We start from the raw sequence: 22,580 nt of genomic DNA, 5'->3' as shown, positions 1-22,580 counted from the left end.
CAGTACGGCAAGGCGGCGCAACAACGCCAGGAGGTTTTTTTGAGGGGCGCTCAACCCCATTCCCCCGCCTGCTTCGTTTCATGGAGCTCCACCACCCTCCGGAGCCCCCATGAAATCCCATCTCCTCCCCGCTTCCATCCTGCTGGCCCTGTCCGCCTGGGCCCTGCCGGCGCAGGCCGTCGGCCGCCTGGCCGACATCACCGTGATAGACCGCAACACCGGCGCCGCGCTGCCGCTGTACTACCACCGCGGCGACTACTGGGTGGCCGGCCAGTACGGTGCCAAATATGCGATTGCCGTGCGCAACAAGCTCGGCGAGCGGGTGCTGGCCGTGACCGCCGTCGACGGCGTCAACGTGCTGAGCGGCGAAACCGCCGCCTGGGACCAGACCGGCTATGTGTTTTCACCCTGGCAGCAATACCAGGTGACGGGCTGGCGCAAAAGCAGCAGCGAAGTCGCGGCCTTCGAGTTTTCCGCGCTCGGCGATTCTTACGCCGGCCGCACCGGCAGGCCGGCCAATGTCGGCGTGATCGGCGTGGCGCTCTTTCGCGAACGCTTGCCCGAGCCGGTGGCCCAGGCGCCCGCCTATTCCAGCCGCGACCGCAGCGAACGCGAGGCCGACGCCCCCGCAAGCCTGCGCAGCGCCCCAGCCCCGGCGGCCCCCGCAGCGGAATCACTGGCCGAGCGCATCATGGGCGGCGCGGACACTTCAGCCTCCGCCGAGGGCACGCTCAGGAAACAGCAGGCCGCCCCGACGCCGGCGCCCAAACTGGGAACCGGCCACGGCGCCCGCGAAAGCTCGGTGGTGTCGCACACCAGCTTCGCGCGCCTGCAGGCCCAGCCCAACGAGGTGATCCGCATCCGCTACGACAGCCGCGAGAACCTGGTTGCCGCCGGTGTGATCCGCGAGCTGGCACCGTCGATCCCCAGCCCCAATCCGTTCCCGGAATCCCGCAGTTTCTCGTATGTTCCAGATCCTCATTGACGCGCAACAAGCCGTACACAGTGCGCGACCGTAGGGACTCTCCATACCAGCCGGGGCCGCGGGACTGGCTTTGCCAGACCGCAGGCGCAGCGGCCCCCTCGGGGGGCAGGAAGCTACACGCAGTGAGCGACCGTGGGGGCGATAATCTGGCGCATGCCCAGTGCGCCCCCGTCCGACGACGCAGCCGAAGACAGCGACGAATCGCTGATGCTGCGCTATGCAGCCGGCGAGATCGCGGCTTTCGATGCGCTCTACGCGCGCCACGAGCTCGGCGTGTGGCGTTATGTGTTTCGCAGCGTGCGGGTGCAGGCGGTGGCCGACGACCTGCTGCAGGACGTGTGGTTTGCCGTGGCCCGCAGCGCGCCCACCTACAAGGTGTCGGCGCGCTTCAAGACCTGGCTGTTCACCATGGCGCACAACCGGCTGATTGATTACTTTCGCACCGCGCGCCACCATGTGAGCCTTGACGGCAACGGCGGTGACGACGGTGAAGGCGGCGAGAGCCCCGGCCTGGGCGATACGCTGGCCGCCGATTCGGGCTTTGGCCCCTTGCGCCGGCTCGAGTCCAGCGAGCAGGCAGCGGCCTTGATTGCCGCGGTTGAGCGCCTGCCGCGCGAGCAGCGCGAGGCCTTCCTGCTGCAAGCCGAAGCCGGCCTCAGCGTGGAGGAGATCGCCGCCGCCACCGGCGTGAATTTCGAAACCGCCAAAAGCCGCCTGCGCTATGCACGAAACAGCCTGCGCCAGCAGCTACAGGAGTTTGCATGACAGAGCCTGACCGCAGCGATGAGCTGACGCAGCGCTACCGCGAAGCCAGCGCACAGGATGCGCGCCGGCCCGGCGCGCACGTGCGGGACGCGGTGCGCGCCCATGCGCAGATGGTGATCGAGGCCGGCCGGCAAATCCCGGCCACCGGCAGCGGCGCGCCCACGCCCCCCCCCGCCAACCAGTCGCGCTGGAAGATCTCCGCCCTGGCCAGCCTGGCGCTGGCCGGACTGACAGGCCTGCTGGTGCTGCAGTTCGACCGTGGCACGGACGAGGAAAAAGACCTGGCCTTCGGCCAGCCCAGCGCGAGCGCGCCACCGGCAGCGGCTACGGCCCCCACCGCCCCAGCCGCCGCGGATGCTGTAACGTCGCAAGCACCCCAGGCCGACAGCCGCAGCGCCAAAGCAAGGCAGGCTGAAAGCCCTCTCCCAGCACCAAAAGCGCCTCCGGCACCCGCAGCACCTGCGGCGAAAAAATCCACCGCCCCGCCGTCCCTCAGCGGCTCGACGGCACCCAAGGCAGAAGCCGAAGCTGCGCGGCCGCCCCCGCCAAGCCCGGCGCCTTCACCGGCGGCCCCGCCGCCAGCCGCGCCGGAAATCGCCGCCGCACAGGAAAACCTGCTGTTCGAGCGATCCGCACGCCAGTCAGAGACCGTGATGGGCGGGCAGGCGGCCTCCGCGGCGCCCGTGCCGCAGGCAGCACCAGCCGCACCGGCCGCCGCAGCGGTTCAGCGGTCCGCCCCTATGGCCGCGCCCTCCGCCGCCGCACCAGCCGCCGCGCCACCCGAAGAAAAACGGGAAAGGCAAAGCGCGCCGGCGTCCGTTTTACGGAAAGAAGCACCCGGTATCCCCAAGCTGGCGGGCGCGTTGCAGAATGCGGCGCGCGCGGGCAACTTGCCGCAAGTGGAGCGGCTACTGCAGCAAGGCGCCGCCCTCAATGCGGCGGATGCGGAGGGCCGCACACCCCTGATACTGGCCGCCATGCAGGGGCACACGGCCGTGGTCCAACGCCTGCTGGCGGCGGGTGCGAACACCGCGCTGATCGACCACGACGGCTTGAACGCGCTGCAGCATGCGCGGCGGCTGGGCTATGACGGAATTGCCCACCTGATTGAAGCGGCCCGCTGAGCTTGCGGCGTCGCGGGCGAAGTTTCAGCTCGCGTAGTACAGCACGGCCACGCAGTGGCAGGCCGTGCCGGCCGCCACGAACAGGTGCCAGATGAAGTGCCCGTAACGCAACCTGGAATCGGTGGCGAAAAAACCCACACCCAGGGTATAGAACAAGCCACCGGCCACCAGCCAGAACAAGCCCCAGCCCGGGATGAGTTCCAGCATCGGCTTGACGGCAATCACGGCAATCCATCCCATCGCGAGGTACAGCGCCGTGGACACGCGCGGATAGCGTATGCCCGCGACGGCTTTGACCGCCACGCCGGCCAGCGCCATGGTCCAGACCAGGCCGAACAGCGTCCAGCCCCAGGGCCCGCGCAACACGCCCAGCGTGAACGGCGTGTAAGTGCCGGCAATCAGCAGGTAGATCGCGCCGTGGTCCAGGACCTGGAACAGGCTCTTGGCGCGCGCGGCACGTACCGCCGGCAGCGCGTGGTACAGCATGGAGGTGAAGTACAGCAGCACCATACTGGCAGCGAACACCGAGGCACCCGCGATGGTGATGGCATCACCCTGCCGCGCGCCGGCCAGCACCAGGAAAGGTGCGGCCACCATTGCAGCGAGCAGCGCCACGCCGTGGCTCACGCTGTTGGCGATTTCCTCACCCAAAGACTGCGGCCGTTCTTGCGGCACTGCGAATGCGGTGGCCGCAGGAATGCTCATCGTTTCAGCAGCGCCTTCAGCACGTTCTGCACACGCCTGGCGTTGCCGGCGTCGAAGTCGGCCGCCAGCACCTGGGCCGTGTCTTCGCCCCAGGTCTCGGTCGGCGCCGGCGCGTTGCGTTTGGTCAGCAGCTGCAGTTGCAGCATGCGGCGCGCGCTGATGTGTTCGGCGGGCGTGGGCAGGTCGGCGGCGATTTCCAGGCGCAGCAGCGCTTCGGAAGCGTCCTTGCCCGAAGGCGTGCTGACGGCCTGCACCCAGCGGCTGCGCACCGCGGGTGGCACGGCCTTGCCGAGGTCCTGCGCGCTGGGCAGCTGCGCCGGGTCGCGTTTTTCCCAGGCTGTGAGCAGGTGGGTCAGCACCTCGCCGTGCGCCTGCATGGCGAGCTTTTTCAGGGCCTGGTTGGCCGCTTCAAAGGCTTCACGCTGGGCGCGGAAAGCGGCATCGCCCAGGCGCGGGCCGCGCTCTTCAAAGGCCGGGCGATCGTTGCCGCGCGGGCCGCGGTCGTCACGGCCCGGGCGGGCATCGCGATCAGGGCGGTAAGGCTCGAATTTGTTGTCGGTGCTTTGGCGCGGGCCGGCAGGCTTGCCGCCAGGGCGCGCGTCCTTGCGGTCACCGAACTTGCCGCCGCGGCCTGCAGCTACTGGCTCGGCCTTTTTCATGCCGGGGCGATCATCGCCGCGCCGTGCCACGACAGGCTTTGGCGCGGGCTTGGGTGCGGGTGGCGGCTCGGCGGGCGCGCTGGCTGGCTCGCCGGCTTCTGCGAACTCAGCGGCGGCGGCTGCTTCCACCTCGGCCACGGGCTCGGCGGTCTCACCGGCTTGCGCGGCAGGCTCACTGCCCACGGCGGCCAGTGCAGCTTCCACGGAAGGTGTCGATTCAGCGGGCGCGGGTGCGGGCGCAGCGGCAGGCGCCGCAGCCACGGGCACCTGGCCGCGCACGATGGCTTCGAGCGCCTTGGCGGCGGCATGGATTTTCTGCGCGTCGCCGCTGGCGGTGGCGGCTTCCACGGCCTTGGAGGCCTCGAGCACCATACGGTCGTATTCGCCCAGGGCCGCGGCGGCCTTTTCGCGCTCGGCGGTCTTGCGCTGGAAGGCGTCGTCTATGGGCTTGCGGAAAGCATCCCACATCTTTTGTTCCTGCTTGCGCTCGATAGGCACGGCCTGCGCCTCGTGCTGCCAGCGCTGCTGCAGCGACTTGACGGCGTCTATGCGCAGCTGCGGCTCGGCGCCCAGCACTCCAGCCTCTTCAATCATGGCCTTGCGGCGCGCGATGCTTTCGGTGCGCGCGGCGGTGAGTGCCGCGTCGGCCTGCTCCATAGCGGCCTTCCACACGGGCTGGATTTCGGCAAACGCCTTTTCGCCCAGATGGCCGGCTTCGCGCCATTTTTCGACAAAGCCGTTGAGGCTGCGGATGTGGTGCTTCCAGTCGGTGTTGCCCTTGTTGGCTTCGGCCCAGGCCAGCACTTCGTCGATCAGCAGCTTGCGCTCGGCCTTGACGGCCTCGCTTTGCTCTTTCACCTTCTCGAGCCAGGCCTCGACGACCTTGTGCGCTTCGTTGCAGGCGTCGTCGAAACGCTTCCACAGCGCGTGGTTGGGCGTGCCGCCCTGGTCGCTGGTCTTCCACTGCTCGCGCATGGCGCGCAGGGCTTCCTGCTGCTTGCGCCCGCCCAGCGGCTTGGCCACCAGCGCCTCCGCCTTGACGACCAGTTCCTCACGGATCTGGTCGGCGCGCCAGCGCTGCCAGCCTTCGAGTTCGCCGGCCGCGGTGAGCGCGGCGTGCGCGGCGGACTCGAGCTTGCTGTCGATGTTACGGATGTTTTCCTTCAATGCCTGACGCAGCTCGGCCGCCACCTTGGGCGTGGACTTGCCGTGGCCTTCGGTGACCTCATGCTCGAGCTTGGCGAGCGCGGCCTGCACGATGGCCGAGGATTTTTCGCGCATTTCCTTGAGCACGGCCGGGTCGATCTTGGCTTTGGGCGCGCGCGCGGGCACTTCGCCCTCGGCGGGAAGGCCGCGGGCGGCGCGCAATTCGTCGGCCCACACGGGCACGGCGGGCAAAGGCGCGGCGGTGTCTTCAGCGGCCTTCTGGGCCTGCGCGAGCGCGCCCTGGAAGGCGTCCCACACGGCGAGCAACTGCGCGCGCGATGCGTCAAGCAGCGGCGGGAATTTGGCATCCACGCTGGCCCAGTTGGCGTCTTGCGTGATTTCACCGGCCTGCGACTGCCAGTGCGTGACATCGCCGCGCAGGGACTCGAGGGCGGCTTCGGCATCGCGCCAGGGCTTGAGCGACAGCACTTCGGTGCGCTGGGCCAGCAGCACGGCGGCTTCGCGCTGCACCTGGGTGCGGTGCTGCAGGTCTTCGATGGTTTTGACGCGCTCGGCCAACTGCGCCTTGAGGCCGGCCAGCGGCTCCTTGGACAGGGGCGCGCCGGCCTTGGCGGCGTCGCGCTGCCAGGCCAGGGCATCGGCCAGGTTGAGCTTGGGCGCGGCCAGCAGCGCCTGGGCCTTTTCAGCCCATTCGGCGGCCACGGCTTCCTGGCCCTTGCTGCGCTTGATCTCGTCGAGCTTTTCCTTCAGCGGCTTGGCCGCGCCCTTGTCGCGGTTGGCCAGGTCCTTGTAGACCTCGGCCATCTGCTCGGCCGTGGGCTCGGTCGCCAGCCAGGTGCGGATGCGCGAGGCGCGCTCGCCGGAGGTGGGCGCGGAAAACGCGCCGCCGGTCAGGCCGTCCAGCGGATGGGCTTCGGCTTGCTTGGTGGTGGGCGTTTTCACGGCAGGGGCTTCGGGTTTGGAAGATTTAAACATGGGAGCGCAAGGTCAAAAAATAAATGTCTCCAGCCGCAAAGCTCCCTCGGGAACGGGACGCTTTGCGGATGGCGACAGGTGTTGGAGTGGATGGGAGGCCGCGCCGCGCAACCCGCGTTGCGCGCACTGGCCATGGAATCCCATAAAAGCTTTATCAATAAAGCACTGGCGCTATTTTCGCCTTTTTTAGGGCATCGCCAAATTCAGCTCCGCGCGGGGTGTCCATTTGGCCTCCGGCGGCACGGCTTTGGCCGCGCCCAGGAACAGCCTTTCGGGGGGCAAGTCGCGCGAGGCGAGGTAATCTTTCACCGCCACGCCGCGCTGCACGGCCAGCTCGCGCATGGCACTGTCGTTGACCTGGATGTCGGCCAGCAGCAGTTTTTCCATCTCGGCCACGGGCAAGTCTTTGGCCAGGCCGATCAGGTTGCGCGGCTTGGGCATATCGGCGCGTTTATAGACTTCCTTGAGCAAAGCCGGGTATTCGGCCGGGCTGATGCTGACGGCGGCCGAGGTGGTGCCACCCTCCTTCACGGTGATGCGGCGCTTTTCGGCGCGCACCAGCGCGTCCAGCCGTTCGCGCTTGAAGCCCTCGCGCTCGGCCTCCACGCTGCTGGTGCCCACCACGGTGAGCCTGAGCGAGGGCCTGTCGGCCAGCGCCTTGGCGACCTTGTCCAGCCCGGCCTTGGCCTCGGGGCCCAGTTCGGCGCTGCCGGCGGCAAAACCCACGGTGCTGAGTTCGTCCCCGCCGCCGCCGAAGGCGTTGGCCAGCAAGCTGAAAGGCGAAGTAATGGCTTTGACGATCACGTTGACGATGACCTTGACGATGATGGGGCCGAGGCTGAACTGCGGGTCGTTGAGCGAACCGCTGATGGGCAGGTCGATGTCGATCACGCCGTTGCGGTCGGCCAGCAGCGCGACAGCGAGCTTGACGGGCAGGCTGGCGGTGGAGCCCGGCACCTTCTCGCCAAAGCTGAGCTGGTTCAGGATGACCTTGTTGGTGGCGGTCAGTTTGCCGTCGGGCTGCACCAGGTAGCTCACGTCGACGCTGAGTTTGCCGCGCTCTATGCCGTAGCCCGAGTACTTGACGGAGTACGGCGACAGCGGCGGCAGTTCCAGGTCGCGCACCTTGCCCTTGATGTCCAGCGCCAGCGGCTTGGCCAGCGGGTTGAGCTTGCCCAGGATTTCGAGCGAGGCCGTGCCTTCGGCGCGCCCGCGCAGTTCAAGGTCGGCCATGGCGGGCGCCGCTACCGGCGCACCGCCGGCCGGGGCTGGGGGCGGCAGCGACGAAAAAGCGCTGAGTTTGCCGGTCAGGTCGCTGAGGTCGGCCGAATAATTGGGTTTGACGAAACGGTCGGAAAACAGCACCTTGCCGTTGATCAGGCTGATGGGGCCGAAGCTCACGACGGGCGGCAAGGCCGCCGCAGCCTGCGCGCCTTTTGCATCGGCGGCAACTGTTTTGGGTGGGGCCACAGGGGCGGATGCCGGCGCGGCGGCTGCACTCGGCGTGCCGCCGGCCACCGCCGCCTCCTTCGATTTGACCAGGTCCTGCAGGTTGATGCGGCCGTCGGGCATGACGATCACGCGCGCGAAAAAGTCGCTCAGCACGGTTTCCTTCACCTCCACCCGCGTCGCCTTGCCCGGGTCCAGCGCCACATGGAAACCGCGCAGGTTCAGGGCTTTCCAGGCCAGCAGGTCTTCGCTGGGGGCCAGCGTGTTGGCGCGGAACTCCTCCAGCGACACGTCGCCCGTCACCTGGGCCTGCGGCCCGGCCGGCAGCTGGCGGTAAGCCATCTTGCCCTTGAAGCTGGCATCGGCGCGCAGCAGCTCGATATTGAGGATGTCGGCGAAATAAGGCTCAAAGGCCTGCACCGGCAGCCTGTCGACCAGCAGGCGCCCCTGGGCCTGCAGAGGGGCCAGCCCCAGGCTGCCGTTGAAATCGACTTTGCCGGGCTCGAAGCGGCCGGCCGCCAGGCGTAGCGAGGCGGTCAGGGGCATGGGTTTAGCGGCCTGTTCCCGGGACGCGGGCCTGTCGTCCAGCAGCAGCCCGCCCAGTTGGGCCTTGGCGGCGGTGACTTCGAAGGCCACCGGCCTGGCGCCGGCCTTGTCGGAAAACGACATGCTGCCGCCTTCAAGCTGTACATCGTTGATGGCCACGGCCCAGGCCGGTGCGGCGGCGCGGGTGGCCGCATCGGTGGGCGACGGGGGCGATGGCGGCACAGCGGCCTTGCCGGGGCTCACCATCCAGCGCTCGTACATCCAGCGCTTGTCGCTGCCCCGGTCGACCACAGCCTTGGGCTGGGTCAGCTGCAGCCTGGCGGCCTTGAAGCTCTGGCCGGTCAGGTCGATGTCCACCTGCGCCAGGTCCACGCGCTTGACCGACACCAGCGAGAGCTTGCCCTGGGCCAGTTGCACCTCGCTCAACGCGATCTGCGGCGCGGTGAGCTGCAGCAACTGGGGCTTGTCGCCGCTCGCCGCCTGCCAGTGAATGCCCAGTTCGGCGTCGAGCTGGCCGTTGAGTGCCGGCAGCAGGAACTGGCCCACGTATTTGGCCGCCATGCCCAGCGGCCAGGCCGCCACCTGGGCGGTGAGTTCGGCGGCCTGGTCGGTGGCGCTGCCCTTGAAGCTCAACAGGGTCGGGGCGGCGGGAGGCTGCGGCGCGGCGGGCCTGGCGCCGGCTTTGGAGGGCACGGGGGCGGCGGGCGGCTCCAGCCCCACCGAGCCGTCGAATTGCAGCGGCGCGCCGGCCGAGAAAGGCATGGCGATGGCCGTGGCATTGAGCACCAGGCCGCTCAGGCGGATATCGGCGGGCGAGGCCAGGGTTTCGTCCCGCCAGTTCACACGGCCCGCGCGCACGGCCACACGCGCCACTTGCACCTTCCAGGGTGTGTTGACCGGTGCCTTGGCCGAAGCGCCCGAGTTTGCCGGATTGCTGGCCTTGCCTGCGGGAGCCTTTGCAGAACCTGATGTGTCTGCTTCATTTTTTGTAGCAGCCGCGGCGGCAGGCGGCAACAGGTTGAGCCGCCCTGCCCGGTCGCGGACGACGGACAGCGCCGGCGCGCTCAGTTCGACCGCCGCGAGCTTGACGAATTGCTCCAGCGGACGCACGTCAGCCATGCTCACTTGCAGGCGCTCAAACGCGAGCAGGTCGGGACGGGGCGCCGGCGGGGCTTCGCCGCCCGTGCCGCCGCGCTTGCCGGCTGGGGCCGGGGCGGGCACGGCGGCCGGCGCCTGGCCCGCGACCTGCAGGCGCACTTTTTCCGCCGTCACCGTGCCGGAGATGCGCACCACCGTGGCCGGCGTCTGCTCGAACGCCACTTTGGCGTCGGCATGCAGCACCGCGCTTTGCAATTTGAAGGGCAGGCTCGCCGGCCAGTAGGCCAGGTAGGGGTTCAGGTCCAAGCCGCGCAACGTGAGGGTGGCGTCGGTTTTATGGGTTTGGGCAAAGGGCGTGCCCTCGGCGGCGGTGTCAAAACTGCTGCCGTTGAGCTTGAAGGCCAGGTGCGGCGAGGTCTTGATCTCGCGCTGGGACTTGAGGTTGCTCAGGAAAGGCACGGAAAGGTTCAGCTCGCGCAGCGCATGGGTCTTGCCGACGGACTGGTCGGTGAAGTCCAGGCGCCCGCCGCTCACCACGATGTTGTAGACCGCAAAGCGCGGCGGATCCCCGGCCGGCTGGTCCGCCGGCGTCTTCAGACGCTCCAGGATGTCGTCGATGTCATAACGCCCCTCGCCCTTGTGGGCCAGAAAGGCCACGGGTTCGTCGACCTGCACGGCGTCAGCCACCGGTGCGAGCCGCAGCAGGGACTCCAGTTCGGCATCTATATATATGCGCTTGATGGAAAGCTGGGGACTTTCCTGGGGAATTCCGGCAGCGCCGGCCTTGGCGATGGCCAGGTCGCGCAGGGTGAGTTCGAGCGACCAGGGCCTGAAATCGACCGCGCCCACCGTGACCTGCCGCCCCAGTTTTTCAGAGGCAATCTTCTCGAGCTGCGACTTCAGGATGGGAGGCAGGGCCGCATAAGCCAGCGCCCAAAGCAGCAGCAGCGCACCCAGCGCCCACGCGGCGCGGCGGCGCCACAAAGGCGAACGGGCCACGCCCGCAGCCCGTGCCGGCAAGGTTTTTGCGGTGTTCCGCCATTCAATTTCGCGCCATTTATTCTTCAAATCAGGGATTGCCATAGGCGACGAGTTTTTAACGCCAGCGCCGATCGGTCAATGACTTATTTGAAAAAGACGGTCATCCGAAAGGGCATAGCCCAAAAGAAAAACCCCGGGCAGTGAGACCGACCGGGGTTGACGGCGGGCGTTTATGCTCATGCCGTCGGGTTTCCGCAAAAGAGAGATGAATCGTCTCCAGTGCGATGAAAGCAAGTGATTGCTTCCAGATTTTCCGGGGTTGGTTACCCGGTTGGATGCGTGAATGAACACGCAATTGCAGGTTAAACCTCTGCCGCCGCAGAGGCAAGACCATCTTTTCAATCACAGGGACCGCAGTGATTGCCGCTGCCTTTGGACGGCGCGGTGATATCTCGAATCGCCCCATGATTCCCACATGGACCGTCGAAAACCGCCTACAGCCGGACCCGCGATCCGCTGATCCGGTATTTTTCACGCCGAATTTAACTTAGAGCTTGGTCTCAAAAAGAGGCCGTAACTACCTTGATTCAGGCGGGTTCTGCCGAAAATCAGGGTTTTTATTTGCTTATTTGATATAAAGAATCAATTCATTATTATTGACAGGTTATTAGACGACCCCATAAAATCCCGCCAGTCCCACAGAAACCTAGGGACAACCCGAATCTCCGCTGCCCCATTCATCAAAGAAGCCGGCAACGTCAAACAGGGGTCAACACCCCACAAGGCATGCCTTGGTTTGATGGCGACCCAATCAAAGCCTGCTCGGCCCCTCAAGGGCCTGCAAGCGTAGAAAGGAGTGCTATGACAGCGCTAGGACAATTCGGCCTTGAGGCGCACTTGAAAAGTGTACAGAGCGGTATTGCAACCATCGCCGATGACATCGCCCAGGGCTTTTTCGAGATCACCCACAACAGCTTTGCCCTCCTGGGCCTGGCGGTCGTGTTCGCGGTGATCACACTGACGGCCCGGCCCGACTTGCGTCAGGCCGGTGAATTCAAGCTCATGACCTGGCTGCAGCAGCGCCAGGAAGCGGCCATCGGTTTTACCGAGCCCGCCGCCATCGAGCGCGCCACGGCCTCCAACCCCAAAGACCTGCCGGCCCAACAGGCGGCGGTGGCTTACTGGCTGAGCAAAAAATACGGCGTCGCGCCCGAGCCGCTGAGCGTGCTGGTGGCCGAAGCCTTCGAGATCGGCCAGAAGGCCAAGCTCGACCCCACCCTGATCCTGGCCATCATGGCGATCGAGTCCGGCTTCAACCCGTTCGCGCAAAGCCCCGTCGGCGCCCAGGGCCTGATGCAGGTCATGACCAAGGTGCACCACGACAAATACGACAACTTCGGCGGCAAGCTGGCGGCCTTCGACCCGGTGACCAACCTGCGCGTCGGCGTCAAGGTGCTGCAGGAATGCATCGCCCGCGCCGGATCCGTGGAAGGCGGCCTCAAATACTATGTGGGCGCCGCCAACATGGAAGACGACGGCGGCTACGCCGGCAAGGTGATGGGGGAGCACGCCCGCCTGCTGGCCGTGGTGGCCTCCGCGTCCAAGCGCGGCAAGCCATCGCCGTTCTTTGCCGAGCCCGGCACTTCGCGCCCGGTCCCGGCCTCCCTGCCGGGCAAATCCGACACACCGCCAGAAGGCAAGACGCCCGAGAAGGTGGCCCTGCTGAGCCAGTCCTGATCCCCGCCGGCGCGGCCTCAAGGCGCGCCGCTCACGCCGCAAAGCCGGGCCGCCGCCAGCGCCCGGCTTTTTGCTTTCCGGGCTACGGGTATGGGATGGACTGCCACGGATTTCAGGCGCCCTCAGTTACACTAGCCGGGTGCGCAACTGGCGATAGGCTCAAGGTTTTCGCAACCATTGATGCTGACGTGGGACACCACTGGGAAGCGCACCGCTGACAGCCGTCGGGCCTCAGCGTTCAGCCGTTCGCCTGGGCAGCCCTTGTTTCATTTAGAGCCGCGGCTCCTATGAATAGCAGGGACCACGTCTTTAAGGACTGCCATGTACCACCGCAACATCCTGGTCGAACAGACCGATCCCGAAATCTTCGCCGCCATCCAGGCTGAAAACGCCCGGCAAGAGCAGCACATCGAGCTGATCGCCAGCGAAAACTATGCCTCGCCTGCCGTCATGGCCGCGCAGGGCTCGCAGCTCACCAACAAATACGCCGAAGGCTATCCCGGCCGCCGCTACTACGGCGGCTGCGAACACGTCGACGTGGCCGAGCAGCTTGCCATCGACCGCGTCAAGGCCATCTTCGGCGCCGAGGCCGCCAACGTGCAGGCGCATTGCGGCGCATCGGCCAACGAGGCCGTGTTCCTGGCCTTCCTCAAGCCCGGCGACACCATCATGGGCATGAGCCTGGCCGAAGGCGGCCACCTGACGCACGGCATGGCCCTGAACATGAGCGGCAAGTGGTTCAACGTCGTGTCCTACGGCCTGAACGACAAGGAAGAAATCGATTACGACGCCATGGAGCGCAAGGCCCACGAAACCAAGCCCAAGCTGATCATCGCGGGCGCCTCGGCCTACAGCCTGCGCATCGACTTCGAGCGCTTCGCCAAGGTGGCCAAGGCCGTCGGCGCGATCTTCATGGTCGACATCGCCCACTACGCCGGCCTGGTGGCCGCGGGCGTCTACCCCAATCCGGTGCCGCATGCCGACATCGTCACCTCGACCACGCACAAAAGCCTGCGCGGCCCGCGCGGCGGCATCATCCTGATGAAGGCCGAACACGAAAAGGCCATCAACAGCGCGATCTTTCCCGGCCTGCAGGGCGGCCCGTTGATGCACGTGATCGCAGCCAAGGCCGTGGCCTTCAAGGAGGCCATGACGCCTGAGTTCAAGGCTTACCAGCAGCAGGTCGTGAAGAACGCCCAGATCGTGGCCGACACCCTGACGCAGCGCGGTTTGCGCATCGTCAGCGGACGCACCGAAAGCCACGTCATGCTGGTCGACCTGCGCGCCAAGGGCATCACCGGCAAGGAAGCCGAGGCGGTGCTGGGCAGCGCCCACATGACGATCAACAAGAACGCCATCCCGAACGACCCGGAAAAGCCCATGGTCACCAGCGGCGTGCGCATCGGCACCCCGGCCATGACCACCCGCGGCTTCAAGGACGAGGAAGCCCGCGCCACGGCCCACCTGATCGCCGACGTGCTCGACAACCCGCGCGACGCGGCCACCCTGGAGGCGGTCCGCGCCAAGGTCCACGCGCTGACGAGCCGCTTCCCCGTGTACCGTTGACCATGGCGGACGGCGCGGGCACCATGGTTTTCATCGCTGCCCCTGCCGTCCTCAATGGGCCAAAGACCAATCGATGCTTTTAAGTTCAGGTCAACACCCATGAAATGCCCCTTCTGCGGCCACCTCGAAACCCAGGTTGTCGAAACCCGGGTGGCGGAAGACGCCGACTTCATACGCCGCCGCCGCCAGTGCGGCGCATGCGAAAAGCGCTTCACCACCTATGAGCGGCCCGACGTCACCTTCCCGTCCATCGTCAAGAAGGACGGCCGGCGCATCGAGTATAAGCGCAGCAAGATCCTGGGCTCCATGAACCTGGCGCTGCGCAAGCGCCCCGTCAGCACCGAGCAGATCGACTCGGCCATTGAACGGATCGAGGAAAAACTGCTGAGCCTGGGGGTGCGCGAAGTCGCCTCCAACCGCCTGGGCGAACTGGTCATGCGCGAGCTCAAAAAGCTCGACAAAGTGGCCTATGTCCGCTTTGCCAGCGTCTACCGCAGCTTTGAGGACATCGACGAATTCAAGACGCTGGTCGACGAAGTCAGACGCTAGTTACCGTTCGTCACGCAAAGCTGACCGGACGTCGAATACAGGAGGCGGGACCGGCAGGGCATGCTCACAATTGCGCATGTTCGAAAATCTATCGATCGCCGGCCGTTCCGCTTTTCGCCCCCAACCGCCCTGGCGGGCCATGCGGCGAATCCAGCACGGCTTCACCCTGATTGAAATACTGGTTGTGGTCGCCATCATCGCGATCCTGGCAACCCTTGCGGCGCCCTCCTTCCTGGGCCTGCTTGCCAACGCCAACATCACCCGGGCCACCAACGGCTTTATCTCGGATACCCGCTACGCCCGCGGTGAAGCCATGCGGCGCGGGAAAAGCGTGACGATCTGCAGAACCGCCAGCTACACCGCGGCCAGCCCGGCATGCTCCGCGGGCAACGGCTCGGCCGTCGGCGGATGGATGGAGGGATGGGTGGTGTTCCTTGACAGCAACGGCAACGGCACCTTCGACGCCGCGACCGACGTCGTGCTGCGCGCCCAGGAACCCATGGCCGGCATCAGCGACTTTTTCGCGGTTGGCGTCTCCACCCCCGCGGCCGTCAGCACGGGCAACCGCATCATTTATGACGGCACGGGCCGCGCCATCGGCCAGTCGGGCCGGTGGCTGGTGCATGCCTCGGGCTCGTTCGCCACCAACGCTTACTACACCCGCACCCTGTGCATGAACTCAGTGGGCCGGGTCAAGGTCCAGACGGGGGACGTCGCATGCTAGGCCTCACCAGAAAAACCCCTCCTTCACGCAAGGGGCAGCGAGGCTCCTCGCTGCTGGAGGTGCTCATTTCCATACTGCTCATGTCCTTCGGCATGCTGGCGCTCGCCGGCATGCAGGCCTACTCAGTCGCGGCGCAGAAGAATGCGGCCAACCGCGCCATCGCGAGCGCCTTGGCCACGGAACTGGCGGAGGTGATCAGGCTCAACCCGAACGGCCTGTCGGCCGGCAACTACGACGTGGCAATGATGACCACCGGCAACCCCCCCGCCCTGGCGCCCTGCGCTTTCCCCAATTGCACGACCCCCGCGTTGCTGGCGGCCGCGGACCTGACGGCCTTCCAGAGCCGGGTTCGCGCACTGCTGCCCCAGGGTGGCGTCGAACTGGCCCGGCCCGGTGCCAGCGCAACCCAGGCCAACATCTGGATTCTCTGGGAAGAAGCCGGGGTGCTGGACAACACCCGGAAAGTCTCCGGGGTCGACCAGTCCGCTGAATTGACGTCCGATAACTGCTCGGCCACCGCCAAAGCCCTGGCAACACTGCCGCGCTGCTTTTACATGAAGGTGCAGTTATGACTTCACCCGCAAGAAACCACTTCCGGCAGCGCCCTCGCATGCCCGCGGCAAAGTCCGCCGTACGGCAGCAGTCAGGCTTCACCCTGATCGAACTGCTGATCTCCATGACACTGGGCATGGTGATCATCGGTGCGCTGGTGGTCATGTACCTCTCCGGCAGCACGGCCACCCGCAATGCTCAGGCGCAGGGCCAGATGAACGAGGACGCGCAGATGGCGCTCAGCGTTTTTACCCAGGAACTGCGCCAGGCGGGCTACAACCCCACGCGCACCGGCGGCGTCAAGAACGACCTGGGCCAGGGCGGCTGGAACCTGTATGCCTGCAACACCGGTTTCACTGATCCGACCGTCGCCAACATCAGCGCCCTGTCCTGCGCCGGAGCCGGCGGTTTCGCGCTGGCCGTGGCCTACGAGGGAGACCTCAACACCGGGAAAAACACCAGCGGCGGCCTGCCGATGGACTGCATAGGCAACGGTGTGGGTGCCGCGGGCGCTGCCTTCTACACCATGCAGTCGCGCATCTCCATCACGAACAACACGCTGACCTGCCGCGGAAACGGCAACCTGGCGCAGTCGCAGGTGCTGGCCGAAAACATTGAAAGCGCGACGGTGAATTTCGCGGTCGCCGAGCCCGGAGTTCCCAACAGCCAGAACGTGCGCGGCTACCTGAGCGCCTCCGGCATCACCACTCCCGCGGATGCGGGCCTGCTGGCGCTGCCGCTGATGGATCGCTGGAACAAGGTGGTCGCGGCGCAGGTCTGCGTGGTGGTCAGGAGCGAAGACGCCGTCTTACGGGATCTGGGCACATCAGCCACCCCGCCAAGCTACCAAAACTGCGCCGATGCCGACGTCGACATCACCGACGGAAGGCTACGCCGCGCCTATCGCACCACGGTGCTGCTGCGCAATCACGGAGTCGGTTATGTCAATCCTTGAGCCACGCCAAACTGTGAATGTGAAGCTGCATGCGCAGCAGGGCGTCGTGCTGATTGTGGCCCTGATCATGCTGATGATTCTTTCGGTCCTGGCCAGCATCTCGATTCGCGGCGCCTCGTCGACCGAACAGGTGGCCAACCAGAGCCGCCAGCAGGCGCTGGCCCGGCAGACCGCTGAAACGGCCTTGCGCTTCTGCGAACAGCAGGTGCAGCTCTTTGCCGCCAACCCCGCCACCGGCTTCGCGCCCGAGGCCGCCCCAGTAGGCGCTGGGACCCCCTACTCCTGGGCAACCATGGCCAACTGGGACACTGTGCCGGCGCCGTCGGCCAATCTCAAGACGGTCGCAATCGCCTCGTCCGGCGACGCGGGAACCAAGTTGTATTTCACCCGCCAGCCCGAGTGCATGGCGCAGTACCTGACCCCTGCAGACACCAAAGTTTTTGTCACCACCGCCAGAGGCTTCGGGCCCGAGGTCGGCGCGAAAGATGGAAGCGCACCCAACGGTACCGAGGTGTGGCTTCAATCCGTAATCACCATGAAATGATGCTCGACCCGAGCATGAAAGGCCTGGCCATGAAATTTTCCTCTTTGCGCGGCATTGCGTTATACGCGGCCGCGTTGATCGCGGCGGACAGCGCATTCGCGGTCGTCGCGCAGGAACCGCTGCTCTCCAAAACCGTGAACGTCAGGCCGAATATCGCGCTGGTGCTGGATACCTCGGGTTCCATGGACTGGGAATGCGTCTATGCCAAGCATGTCAGCGACGCGTTGCTCAGTGAGTCGCCCAACTCCACCAGCATCCCGGGCTTCCATGTGGATTGCATTGGCAGCGGCGATCCCCGCCAAAGTTCGCCCGTCAACAACCTGCTGTTCTATAACCCGAAGAAGGTCTACGCACCGGGTTACGTCGGGGGCGTTCTACAGGGCAACGCGACCGTTGATGATAGTTCGGTGGTGACGATGTTCTTGCCGAAAACAGGCGTCAATCCTGCGACCTTCACTTCGTCCGCCGACCTCTCGAATACCGGGAACTACGACACCTACAGAGTTAGAAACAACAGGTTCCAATTCAACGGTTCCAATACCTCCGGCAACGGCAGTACCAACCCGTTTGGAGCCCATGGCGGCACCCGCACGGACTGCGCCGCCGCCACCTGTACTTTCAACGAAGAGCGCCAGAACATCGCGAACTGGCGCGCTTTCCACATAGACCGCATCAAGTCGGCAAAAACCGGGCTGTCCGCGGCGTTCGTAAGCCAGGCCGACAACTTCCGCCTGGCCTATGGCGACATCAACGGCACGCCCAACACCATGACGGATTTCGGCGTGGCCAAAACCGCGTTTTACAGCTGGCTTGACGGGCGCGCACCCAATGGCGGCACGCCGTTGCGCGGCGCGCTCGACAGGGCCGGGAAGTACTACCAGAACAACGCCAACAGCGGCCCCTGGGGATCCAAGCCCTGGGCGCCTCCCTCCGGTGAAACAGCCGCCAGCCACCTGTCCTGCCGCCGTTCCTATGCCATGCTGATCACCGACGGTTTTTACACCGACGGCGCTCCCGCCAGCGTAGGCGACGTCGACAGCACCTTGGGCGTTAAATATACGCATGCCCTGGACTCCACCAAAACCTACCAGTACAAGCCAGGCGACAAAACCGACATCCGCAACAGGGGCAAATCGGACAAGACCAACGGCTCGAGCGGCACCGCCGACACGCTGGCCGACATCGCCCTGAAGTACTGGGTCACCGACCTGCGCAGCGACCTCGCGAACGACAACGGCACGGGCGACCCCTCCGCCCCCCCGTTCTGGCAGAACATGACCAGCTATATGGTCAGCTTCGGCGCCCCGGGCAAGATGACCAACGCGGAAGTGGCCAGCGCCAAGCTCGGCAACCTGGCCTGGACCCCGCCCACGCTCAATACCGTCACGACGATTGACGACATGCGCCATGCGGCGCACAACGGCGGCGGCGACTTCCTCACGGTGACCGATGCGGCCCAGTTCGCGACCGACCTGGGCAACGTCATCGGCAGTATCGCGAGCCAGCAGTTCTCGCAAGCCGGTGTCGCGGCATCCGCCGTGACCCTGACCGCGGGCACCAAGAAATTTGTGCCCTACTACACCAGCGGAACCTGGTGGGGCAACGTGCAGATGGTCAACCTGACCGCCAACGGCGACAGCGCCGGCGTTGCATGGCAGGTCATCGCCACCGACGGCAACGGCCAGCCGACGGGTGTCACCACGCTGCCCGCGCCGGCGTCCCGAAACATCGTCGTATGGACTGACGCGGCCAAGCAGGGCCTAGCCTTCACCTACGCCAACATCACCACGGCGGCCAACAGCCTCCGGGGCACCAACACCAATATGCAGATGAGCAATGCGGTGACCTCCGACATGGTGGATTACCTGCGCGGCGTGCGGACCAAGGAAGGCGCCGGTATGAGAAAGCGCCCGGCAATCCTGGGCGACATCGTCAATTCAACGCCCTCTTTTATCAAGAACAACACCAACCCCCAGTATGAGAAGCTCCCGGTTTCCACCCCGGGCCTGACCACCTATGCTGCCTACATGGCCAGCAAGGCGGCCCGCACCGAGGGGGTGCTGTTTGTGGGCGCCAATGACGGCATGCTGCACGCCTTCGGCGAAGGCAACGGCGCCGCCGTCGGCGGCCGCGAACTCTTTGCCTACGTCCCGCGGTCCGTGCTCGGAAAACTCGAAGCCCTGACCGACAGCGGCTATACCTATGCCCACACCTACTCGGTGGACGGCCCGCTGACCGAAGTCGACGCCTATTTGACAACCCCCAACCTGACCGGCGGAGGCTCATCGACGGGATGGCGCAATGTGGTCGTGGGCACTACCGGTGCCGGCGCCAAGTCCGTCTTCGCGTTGAACGCCACCGACCCCCTGGTCATGAACGGCAAGGCGGTTTTGTGGGAAATCAATCCGGACCCGGCATTCCCCGTCCTGTCGGGCAACTCCACGACTTCGTTCGCGGAATTGGGCCACGTCCTCAGCACGCCCCAAAGCGGCATCACGGTCAACGGTAACTGGGTGACCATCTTCGGCAACGGCTACGACAGCAAAACCGGGAGAGCCAGCCTCTTCATCGTCGAAACCGGCACCGGCAAGCTGCTCAAGGAAATCACGACCGACACCACGCTGGCCAACGGGCTGGGCGGCGTGCGCCTGGTTCACAACGACAAACAGCAGATCATCGGCGCCTACGCCGGCGACCTGAAAGGCCGGCTTTGGAAATTCGACCTGAGCGGTGCCACGATCGCCTCCTGGGGCCTGGGTAACGGCGGTGTCGCGCTGTTCACCGCGCTGAACGGCGCCACGCCCTTGCCCATTACCGCCCAACCGGCCGTGCTGGAACGCACCGACCAGGCCAGTTACCTGCCGAGCTACCTGGTGTCCGTGGCGACCGGCAAGCTGTTTGAAGCCGGCGACCCCGCCGTCACGACGCCCGTCCAGGCCGCCTACGGCCTGTGGGACAGAAAGCCTTTCGGCTCGACGGGCGCCGATACGATTTCCGAGGCGCAGCTGGAAGGCCTCAAGGCCACGGCCGTCACGGTCGGCATAGACCCGACCACGGGCAACACCATCAACGGCGGCGGCGTCACGGGTTTCTACACGGTGAGCTTCGCCAACACCTCGGTCACCAGCCTGAACTGGGCGACAAAGCGCGGCTGGAAACTGACCCTCGACGTGTTCCCGGGCCAGCGCGATATCTACCCGCTGCAGATCCAGGGAGATATCGTCAAGATCGACACGGTCGCTCCGCAGGCCAGTTCGTCGAGCTGCCTGGCCTCCTCGAGCAATGCCTTGAGCTTCTACATCAACCCCCTGACCGGTGCTTGCCGTACCGGTGGCACACTGGACACCAATGCCGACGGGAACATTGACGCCAGCGACTCCAATGTCTGCGCCTATACCTCGCTTGCCGACGGTACGGACGTGGTGCTGACCATTCTCAACTCCACCGGTGAAGACACCGGGGTGAAGGACGTGCAGAACTCCAGCGGCCACATCAAGGTTCGCACCGGCAACCCGCCTCCGCCCCAGGACTGCACCAACCCGCTTTACGCGGCGAACCATGTGGAAGAATGCGGCAGCTGCGCCGACGCGGCATACGCTGCGGCCCATGAAAGCGAATGCACGACGGCCAACTGCAGCAGCGCCGCCTACCGGGCAGCCCACCCCGGCGCCTGCCCTGGCGCGGTCCTGAACCGTTCGTGGCGCCAGCTGTTTCCGCGCGCCAACTGAAACTGAGCTTGAAAATCGCTGCTTTTACCAAGAGAATCACTCATGATGTCCAAACTGAAAAAAAACAGCGGCTCGGCGGGCTTTACGCTGATTGAGCTGATGATCGTGGTGGCGATTGTCGGCCTGCTGGCCGCCATCGCCCTGCCCTCCTACCAGAGCTATATCGCGCGCGGCAACCGTGCCGCTGCGCGGTCGGCGCTCTCGCAGGCCGCCCAGTACATGCAGCGCTTCTACGCGGCCAACGACCGCTACGATGCGGACCGCACGGGCGCCCAGACCATCTGGGCCACCATGCCGCCCGCCTTCATGAGGGCGCCCGCCGACGGCACCCAGCTCTATGAGATTTCCAACACCGGCGCCAATCCCAGCAGCGCCACCGCGAGCACGTTCACGCTTATCATGCGTCCTGTGGCCACGGCCAACATGGCCAATGACAAATGCGGCGGCTTCACCCTGACGCAGGCGGGTGTCAAAGGCATCACCGCCGCAGGCGCGACCAGCGCATTGATCGCGGAATGCTGGCGTTAAAACAATAGGCCCCGTCCCTGATGCGGCCGCAGCGGGGAACCATGCAGCAGCCCATCGATACAGCCTCCACCCTCGAATTCATCCAGGCCGCCCTGCAGGCCGCGGCCAATGCGCCCCTCAGCGCATCGCCCAATCCGCGCATTGGCTGTGTCCTGGTCTCCGCCGCCGGGCAAACCGTGGGCCTTGGCCACACGCAGCAGGCCGGCGGCCCTCACGCGGAAATCATGGCCCTGCGGGATGCGGCTGCCCGGGGCCATTCCACCGAAGGCGCCACCGCCTACGTGACGCTGGAGCCTTGCTCCCACCATGGGCGCACAGGCCCTTGCTGTGACGCCCTGATTGCCGCGGGCATCCGCAAAGTCGTCGCCTCCATGGCGGACCCCAATCCCAAAGTTTCCGGCCAGGGCTTTGAGCGCCTGCGCGCGGCCGGCATCACCGTCGACGTGGGCGCCGGCGCCGCGCAGGCCAAAGAACTCAACATCGGCTTCTTCAGCCGCATGGTCCGCAAGACCCCCTGGGTGCGCATGAAGATCGCCGCCTCGCTGGACGGCGCCACCGCCCTGGGCAACGGCCAGAGCCAATGGATCACCTCGCCCGAGGCAAGGGCCGACGGCCATGCCTGGCGAGCCCGGGCCGGCGCCGTGCTGACGGGCATAGGCACCGTGCTCCAGGACAACCCCAGGCTGGACGTCAGGCTAGTGGAAACGCCCCGGCAGCCTTTTCGCGTGATCGTCGACAGCTTGTTGCAAACGCCGGTGGACGCGAAGATTTTCGAGGCCGGCGGCCCGGTGTGGATTTACACCGCCGTCCAGGGCGCCCCCCAGGAGGCCGCCCTGGCGGCCCGGGGTGCCACGGTCACCTGCCTGCCGGGTGCCCGCGGCAAGGTGGACCTGACGGCCATGATGAAAGACCTGGCGCTGCGCGAGATCAACGAACTGCACGTCGAAGCCGGCAGCAAGCTCAATGGCTCCCTGGTCCGCGAAGGGCTGGTCGACGAGTTCCTGGTTTACCTCGCGCCCAAGCTGCTCGGCGCCGGCCTGGGCATGGCGTCCTTCGGGCCCCTGGAGCAGCTCTCCGACGCGGTGGCCCTGCAATTCCAGTCCGCCGAGAGGGTAGGGCCCGACCTGCGCGTGCTGGCCCGCGGCGTGGGCCGGGACCAGTTCTAGACAGGTTTTCACGCAGGCCGGGCCCGGCCTGGGCCGCATTTACAGGGCAATAGTGGCCTTTCCCCACGCCCAGGCCG

Annotated in this window: 16 protein-coding genes and 1 riboswitch; of the genes, 13 read left to right on the top strand and 3 right to left on the bottom strand. The window is 66.1% G+C overall.

Going from position 1 to position 22,580, the window contains the following annotated elements; all coding sequences use genetic code 11:
* The first annotated feature begins 109 nt into the window (after positions 1-109).
* The 3 genes from ACSQ27_RS02835 to ACSQ27_RS02825 all read left to right on the top strand — a co-directional run bounded on the left by ACSQ27_RS02835 (position 110) and on the right by ACSQ27_RS02825 (position 2,874).
* Positions 110-985: a hypothetical protein gene (locus tag ACSQ27_RS02835; protein ID WP_436153971.1), complete on the top strand. Its 876-nt coding sequence runs from the start codon at positions 110-112 to the stop codon at positions 983-985.
* 153 nt (positions 986-1,138) lie between these two features.
* Positions 1,139-1,750, top strand: coding sequence for a sigma-70 family RNA polymerase sigma factor (locus ACSQ27_RS02830; RefSeq protein ID WP_436153970.1), 612 nt, complete (start codon positions 1,139-1,141; stop codon positions 1,748-1,750).
* Entirely contained in the window at positions 1,747-2,874 is a 1,128-nt protein-coding gene (locus ACSQ27_RS02825) for an ankyrin repeat domain-containing protein (RefSeq protein WP_436153969.1), read from the top strand. Before ACSQ27_RS02830 ends, ACSQ27_RS02825 begins: the two co-directional genes overlap by 4 nt.
* 24 nt (positions 2,875-2,898) lie before the next feature.
* Here the strand turns inward: ACSQ27_RS02825 and trhA are convergent, their stop codons facing one another.
* The 3 genes from trhA to ACSQ27_RS02810 form a co-directional block, all read right to left on the bottom strand.
* Positions 2,899-3,579, bottom strand: coding sequence for a PAQR family membrane homeostasis protein TrhA (gene trhA, locus ACSQ27_RS02820; RefSeq protein WP_436153968.1), 681 nt, complete (start codon positions 3,577-3,579; stop codon positions 2,899-2,901).
* Positions 3,576-6,380: a DUF349 domain-containing protein gene (locus ACSQ27_RS02815; protein ID WP_436153967.1), complete on the bottom strand. Its 2,805-nt coding sequence runs from the start codon at positions 6,378-6,380 to the stop codon at positions 3,576-3,578. Before ACSQ27_RS02815 ends, trhA begins: the two co-directional genes overlap by 4 nt.
* A gap of 186 nt (positions 6,381-6,566) precedes the next feature.
* Positions 6,567-10,556, bottom strand: a complete 3,990-nt coding sequence (locus tag ACSQ27_RS02810; protein WP_436153966.1) for a DUF748 domain-containing protein — start codon at positions 10,554-10,556, stop codon at positions 6,567-6,569.
* Between the two features lie 759 nt (positions 10,557-11,315).
* On the opposite strand from ACSQ27_RS02810, the gene ACSQ27_RS02805 reads away from it, so the two are divergent.
* From ACSQ27_RS02805 to ribD, 10 genes are all read left to right on the top strand, one after another.
* Positions 11,316-12,191: a lytic transglycosylase domain-containing protein gene (locus tag ACSQ27_RS02805; RefSeq protein WP_436153965.1), complete on the top strand. Its 876-nt coding sequence runs from the start codon at positions 11,316-11,318 to the stop codon at positions 12,189-12,191.
* A 133-nt stretch (positions 12,192-12,324) separates the two neighbouring features.
* A riboswitch (ZMP/ZTP riboswitch) is annotated at positions 12,325-12,454 on the top strand.
* A gap of 58 nt (positions 12,455-12,512) precedes the next feature.
* A complete protein-coding gene (gene glyA / locus ACSQ27_RS02800; protein WP_436153964.1) occupies positions 12,513-13,757 on the top strand; it encodes a serine hydroxymethyltransferase in 1,245 nt (414 codons plus the stop codon).
* A 99-nt stretch (positions 13,758-13,856) separates the two neighbouring features.
* Entirely contained in the window at positions 13,857-14,306 is a 450-nt protein-coding gene (gene nrdR, locus ACSQ27_RS02795; protein WP_007872661.1) for a transcriptional regulator NrdR, read from the top strand.
* A gap of 76 nt (positions 14,307-14,382) precedes the next feature.
* Positions 14,383-15,030 (top strand): GspH/FimT family pseudopilin, encoded by a 648-nt coding sequence (locus tag ACSQ27_RS02790; protein ID WP_436153963.1) that lies wholly within the window; start codon positions 14,383-14,385, stop codon positions 15,028-15,030.
* On the top strand, positions 15,024-15,602 hold the full coding sequence (gene pilV / locus ACSQ27_RS02785; RefSeq protein WP_436153962.1) for a type IV pilus modification protein PilV: 579 nt from the start codon (positions 15,024-15,026) through the stop codon (positions 15,600-15,602). Before ACSQ27_RS02790 ends, pilV begins: the two co-directional genes overlap by 7 nt.
* Before the next feature lie 38 nt (positions 15,603-15,640).
* Entirely contained in the window at positions 15,641-16,537 is an 897-nt protein-coding gene (locus ACSQ27_RS02780) for a PilW family protein (protein ID WP_436153961.1), read from the top strand.
* Positions 16,524-17,081, top strand: coding sequence for a pilus assembly PilX family protein (locus tag ACSQ27_RS02775; protein WP_436153960.1), 558 nt, complete (start codon positions 16,524-16,526; stop codon positions 17,079-17,081). The genes ACSQ27_RS02780 and ACSQ27_RS02775 overlap by 14 nt, the downstream gene beginning before the upstream one ends.
* Positions 17,082-17,110: 29 nt before the next feature.
* Positions 17,111-20,809 (top strand): pilus assembly protein, encoded by a 3,699-nt coding sequence (locus tag ACSQ27_RS02770; protein ID WP_436153959.1) that lies wholly within the window; start codon positions 17,111-17,113, stop codon positions 20,807-20,809.
* Between the two features lie 42 nt (positions 20,810-20,851).
* Complete coding sequence (locus tag ACSQ27_RS02765) at positions 20,852-21,337, top strand: type IV pilin protein (RefSeq protein WP_436153958.1); 486 nt, start codon at positions 20,852-20,854, stop codon at positions 21,335-21,337.
* 41 nt (positions 21,338-21,378) lie between these two features.
* Positions 21,379-22,503 carry a bifunctional diaminohydroxyphosphoribosylaminopyrimidine deaminase/5-amino-6-(5-phosphoribosylamino)uracil reductase RibD gene (gene ribD, locus ACSQ27_RS02760; protein WP_436153957.1) on the top strand — a complete coding sequence of 375 codons (1,125 nt, stop codon included), beginning with the start codon at positions 21,379-21,381 and terminating at the stop codon, positions 22,501-22,503.
* The last annotated feature ends 77 nt before the right edge of the window (positions 22,504-22,580 follow it).

Source organism: Polaromonas sp. LjRoot131, from assembly GCF_964252805.1.
Lineage (GTDB): Bacteria > Pseudomonadota > Gammaproteobacteria > Burkholderiales > Burkholderiaceae_C > Polaromonas.
This window is presented reverse-complemented; position numbering and strand designations above follow the sequence as displayed.

Coding starts and splice junctions, on each gene's coding strand:
- trhA (WP_436153968.1), bottom strand. CDS start 3,579: ATGAGCATTCCTGCGGCCACCGCATTCGCAGTGCCGCAAGAACGGCCG.
- ACSQ27_RS02790 (WP_436153963.1), top strand. CDS start 14,383: ATGTTCGAAAATCTATCGATCGCCGGCCGTTCCGCTTTTCGCCCCCAA.
- ACSQ27_RS02830 (WP_436153970.1), top strand. CDS start 1,139: ATGCCCAGTGCGCCCCCGTCCGACGACGCAGCCGAAGACAGCGACGAA.
- ribD (WP_436153957.1), top strand. CDS start 21,379: ATGCAGCAGCCCATCGATACAGCCTCCACCCTCGAATTCATCCAGGCC.
- nrdR (WP_007872661.1), top strand. CDS start 13,857: ATGAAATGCCCCTTCTGCGGCCACCTCGAAACCCAGGTTGTCGAAACC.
- ACSQ27_RS02775 (WP_436153960.1), top strand. CDS start 16,524: ATGTCAATCCTTGAGCCACGCCAAACTGTGAATGTGAAGCTGCATGCG.
- ACSQ27_RS02805 (WP_436153965.1), top strand. CDS start 11,316: ATGACAGCGCTAGGACAATTCGGCCTTGAGGCGCACTTGAAAAGTGTA.
- pilV (WP_436153962.1), top strand. CDS start 15,024: ATGCTAGGCCTCACCAGAAAAACCCCTCCTTCACGCAAGGGGCAGCGA.
- ACSQ27_RS02770 (WP_436153959.1), top strand. CDS start 17,111: ATGAAATTTTCCTCTTTGCGCGGCATTGCGTTATACGCGGCCGCGTTG.
- ACSQ27_RS02815 (WP_436153967.1), bottom strand. CDS start 6,380: ATGTTTAAATCTTCCAAACCCGAAGCCCCTGCCGTGAAAACGCCCACC.
- ACSQ27_RS02825 (WP_436153969.1), top strand. CDS start 1,747: ATGACAGAGCCTGACCGCAGCGATGAGCTGACGCAGCGCTACCGCGAA.
- ACSQ27_RS02810 (WP_436153966.1), bottom strand. CDS start 10,556: ATGGCAATCCCTGATTTGAAGAATAAATGGCGCGAAATTGAATGGCGG.
- glyA (WP_436153964.1), top strand. CDS start 12,513: ATGTACCACCGCAACATCCTGGTCGAACAGACCGATCCCGAAATCTTC.
- ACSQ27_RS02765 (WP_436153958.1), top strand. CDS start 20,852: ATGATGTCCAAACTGAAAAAAAACAGCGGCTCGGCGGGCTTTACGCTG.
- ACSQ27_RS02835 (WP_436153971.1), top strand. CDS start 110: ATGAAATCCCATCTCCTCCCCGCTTCCATCCTGCTGGCCCTGTCCGCC.
- ACSQ27_RS02780 (WP_436153961.1), top strand. CDS start 15,641: ATGCCCGCGGCAAAGTCCGCCGTACGGCAGCAGTCAGGCTTCACCCTG.